General features: G+C 38.2%; 7 protein-coding genes. All 7 read left to right on the top strand.

Annotated features, from left to right (window positions below; all coding sequences use genetic code 11):
• The first annotated feature begins 153 nt into the window (after positions 1-153).
• Positions 154-450 carry a hypothetical protein gene (locus K6C05_RS09895; protein ID WP_296734259.1) on the top strand — a complete coding sequence of 99 codons (297 nt, stop codon included), beginning with the start codon at positions 154-156 and terminating at the stop codon, positions 448-450.
• A gap of 17 nt (positions 451-467) precedes the next feature.
• Positions 468-638, top strand: a complete 171-nt coding sequence (locus K6C05_RS09890) for a hypothetical protein (protein WP_296734257.1) — start codon at positions 468-470, stop codon at positions 636-638.
• Positions 638-781, top strand: coding sequence for a hypothetical protein (locus K6C05_RS09885; RefSeq protein WP_296734254.1), 144 nt, complete (start codon positions 638-640; stop codon positions 779-781). Before K6C05_RS09890 ends, K6C05_RS09885 begins: the two co-directional genes overlap by 1 nt.
• 119 nt (positions 782-900) lie before the next feature.
• A complete protein-coding gene (locus tag K6C05_RS09880) occupies positions 901-1,326 on the top strand; it encodes a YkvA family protein (protein ID WP_296734252.1) in 426 nt (141 codons plus the stop codon).
• Positions 1,327-1,665: 339 nt separating this feature from the next.
• Positions 1,666-2,151 carry an XRE family transcriptional regulator gene (locus tag K6C05_RS09875; protein WP_296734250.1) on the top strand — a complete coding sequence of 162 codons (486 nt, stop codon included), beginning with the start codon at positions 1,666-1,668 and terminating at the stop codon, positions 2,149-2,151.
• A 103-nt stretch (positions 2,152-2,254) separates the two neighbouring features.
• A complete protein-coding gene (locus K6C05_RS09870; RefSeq protein ID WP_296734247.1) occupies positions 2,255-2,698 on the top strand; it encodes a hypothetical protein in 444 nt (147 codons plus the stop codon).
• 234 nt (positions 2,699-2,932) lie between these two features.
• Positions 2,933-3,919, top strand: a 987-nt coding sequence (locus K6C05_RS09865) for a tetratricopeptide repeat protein (protein ID WP_296734243.1), incomplete at its 3' end; no start/stop codon positions are given.

Raw genomic sequence — 3,919 nt, 5'->3', positions numbered from 1 at the left:
TGTCATGTTTTGAGCCTGTAATCATCGGTGATGTTATTAATGAAGATATTACAGTGCTTTGGGAAAGATATAAGAAAATCCGGGCACTGGGCCGAGAGAAGCAGATGGATATTACAAATGCTGGTATTAATTATGTAGATAAGGAGATAAGTTATGAGAAACTATTATAATCTTGTGAAAATGGCGAAACCTTTGAACAAAGCCAAGAAGGTGAAATTCGACAAGTTGCAGGGGGTATATTTGGCATCGTGTCGCAATCATACTGGTGTCGAACTTCTTGGGAGAGCATCCGGGCTGCTGTTAACTTTGTCTGATGGTAAAACCACATTGGAAGATATTGTTAAAGCGTTAAGCAGTGTGCTCAATATAAGTGAACAAAATATTGAGGAGGTGGTAATAAAAGAAGTGAGAAACCTTCAGCGTAAACATTTGCTTCACTTTGAAGTATGATCGAAAGGAGAATCTTTATGGAATTTAAAATTGATCTTGAGACAGTTGAAAAAGTAATGAACATTATTATCGAAAACTTGGATCCTAAGTACAAAGATATTATTGATCCTGCTGGTATGGACAACCTTAAAAATGAAATCAGGAAAAATCCTGAACTGCAGGATTACTTTAAAGGAGGTGATTTTTGATGGAAGCAAAAAATGTTTTTGATTCAGTTGTCATCGATAGCAATGAATCTCGTGAGGCCAAAACGGTTTTAATGCTGCATCTCCTGATAATTGTAGTTCCCATTTCTGACGGAGATGTCAGTGGGGCCGGTCTTAACAGTTGATTCGTAAGTGAAAATATGCCGCTGCATAATTTTATGTAGCGGCATAAAATTTTCAGTGATTTCAAAAATGAATATGGTTGATATTATGTTATTTTTAATTTATTAGGAGGAATTTTAATATGAAAAATATAAAAAATAAAAATCTATTTGAAGACACTAATGTTCCTGACGAAAATTATATTCAAGGCTATTCGGAAGAGGGATTGTGGGAAAAAATCACAAAATATGTTTCTAAAATAGGATTGGCACTGATCTACAAAGCGCTTCAGCTCCATTATGTTGTTCAATCTCCGAATTGTCCACCGAAAGTCAAGGTAGCCATTCTTGCAGCGCTGGGATATCTTATTTCACCGATTGACGCTATCTTGGATTTTACTCCAGTTGTGGGATATACCGATGATGCGGCGGCTATCAGTGCAGCTTTGGTTATAGCTCAGATGTATATAACTGAAGAAATTAAAACACAGGCGCGGAATAAAATCTGTGAAATCTTTGGTTCAAGTGTCTTGGATAAATTAGAAAAAGACATGGCAGCGCAGATTTAACAAGATTTGGTACATAACAAAAGAATCTGTATTAATTCTAGTCCCAAGTGATCCATTGATAGTTCGATGGTGCGGACACGTTCTAATTTGACATTTACTTGATATGTTTGTTTATGTTTAGAGGGTCGATTATATCGGCCCTCATTCTTTTTTTTAGAGACACGAAGGGTAAAAAATTCCGCCCCCAATTGCCCAATTTTATACCTTTACATGGTTAATATCCATAGAAGGATATTTTAGAAATTATAAAAAACTGTTCATCCTAATTCCAAAAAGGTCTTCGCAAAATGGTTATAGATGGTAAGAAAAGAGAAAAATTATGCAAAGGAGGTGCTAATCATGGGCGATAATATCCGACTGCATTATAAAACTGATGATCCTAGAATGATAAGAACTGTACGTGCGCTGGGTGCTTTGACAGTTAGTGGGTTACAATATTTATTGAGTGAAATACACAATAAAATTAAGCTGACCTTTTCCGAAAAGCTTATGGAGCTTATTAAAGAAAAGGGCAAGAAACCTGCTGAAATCTATAAAAAAGCGGATATCACTAAAGAGGTATTTTCAAAAATTAAAAGGAATAAGTATTATCACCCGACCAAGGAGACAGCTCTGGCATTTGCAATAGCACTACATCTAAACTTAAAAGAAACACAAGACCTTATAGGTAGGGCAGGTTATGCCTTGTCCAGCAGTATCAAAAGAGATCTTATCGTGCAATGCTTTATTGAAGCTGGGATTTACGATATGTATAGTATCAATGAAAAGCTGATAGATTACGGATTTGAATCTCTTACCAATAAACATAGTGCTTTAAAAAAATAATAAAAAGAGGTTGCCTGGCAGGCAACCTCTTTTTATTTTCCATGATTTAAAATTAAATTATCCTAAGGATACTCATTTACAAAAATCAAAGGAGGAATTAATTATGAGTTGGTGGAAAAACGGTTTATTGTTAGGTGCAGGCGGTATTGCAGGATTGGCTATTGCAGCGTGGTTGGAGTCTGAAAATGATCCTTTCGGAGCTTCAAGGGAGCCAAGACGGGAGCCAACCACTGCGGAGAGCATTGAGGCAATTATGGACAAGATTCGTGAGGAAGCACAGTGGGCCATGGATGAGTGTACTACTGACGAGCAGCGGGACAAGGTTTACGAAGAGGTAAAATCCTCTATCCAGAAGCTACAGGCCGCTCTTGAAAGAAGCGGGGATAAGATTATCACTGACCTCAAGGCTAAAACTAAAGAGGATGAAGATGATAATTTGGGTGGCTCTGATCCGGTGACAAAGTACAGAAGCACTTTGGAAAAGCTACTTAAGGATTTGGATAATTCTAAGTCTGAAGGGGTGAAGGAAAACATTATCAAAATGTAACTGCCTGATGGTACCACTAGAACTGCTGTAAGACCAGTATAATACTGCTTAAAAGGAGCTGAGATGTATGTTTACGAGAGGTATTGATATTAGGGATATAGCCTGTGATGGCTGGGGTTTGACTGCTGTAAAATCCGGTGGGAGGCAACTTTTCATCATAAATTGTTCGGTATAATGTATTAAATCCTTGGTAAAAAGAAATATATTATGATTAAGATGAGGGGGAATTAAACCATGGGTGCAGAGAAAGAGTCAATCAATTTACAAAAATGTAGCCCCGATGAATTGATGGCATTAGGAAACAAAGCCAAAGAGGCTGGGGATATTGAAAATGCCATTAAGTATTATGAAATGGCCGGCAAAGCTGGTAATACGGATGGGTATGCAGAAATTGGAATAATGTATCAGTATGGTGAAGGTGTTGAGTTATCATATGACAAGGCACTATCCTGGCATCAAAAGGTAATTGATGCTGGTGATATGGATGGATATTGGCTCAAGGGTAATACATATCGGGAGATGGAAGACTATGGTGCTGCCGCAGAGTGCTACGAAATAGCCTTTGAAAAGGCTGGTAACTGCAAAAAGTATGCGGCCTATGACTTGGCTATGGCATATCATTATGGGGAGGGAAAAGAAGAAAACTTTGCCAAGGCATTGGAGTTATATCATTTAGCCGCAGAAAATGGTGCAGATTGGGCTATGTTGGCTTTAGGAAAGTTGTTCCAATATGGAGAGATTGTGCAGGAAGATCACGAAAGTGCACTTTACTGGTATGAAAAGGCCAAGGACGCCGGCAATGAAGAGGCAGATGAATATATAAAATTAAATGAGATTGATGAATATTTAATACTTGGTAGCTACTCTATGGAAACAAAGGATTATGATACTGCATTAAAAGCGTACAATGCAGCTGCTGATATGGGTAGTATCGATGCTATGGTTTGCCTTGGCGATATATACAATGAGGGGTTTGCTTGTCGGCGTAATCCAGAATTGTCCTTTGAATTTTTTCAGAAGGCTGCTGATGCAGGTAACTCTGAAGGAATGTATGGTTTAGCTCAGGCATATGGCTGTGGCTATGGCGTGAACATTGATGGTGAGAAAGCACTGGAGTGGTTCGAAAAAGCGGCAGAAGCAGGTAGCTATAAGGCAATGATGTATTTGGCAGATTCGTATATTTCTGCTGGAAGTGAGGGTGGTTCGCTTAAAGAAAACGAG

It is taken from the genome of Anaerovibrio sp. (genome assembly GCF_024697385.1).
GTDB lineage: Bacteria > Bacillota > Negativicutes > Selenomonadales > Selenomonadaceae > Anaerovibrio.
The sequence above is the reverse complement of the archived record's forward strand: the minus strand, read 5'-3'. Positions and strand labels throughout refer to the sequence as shown.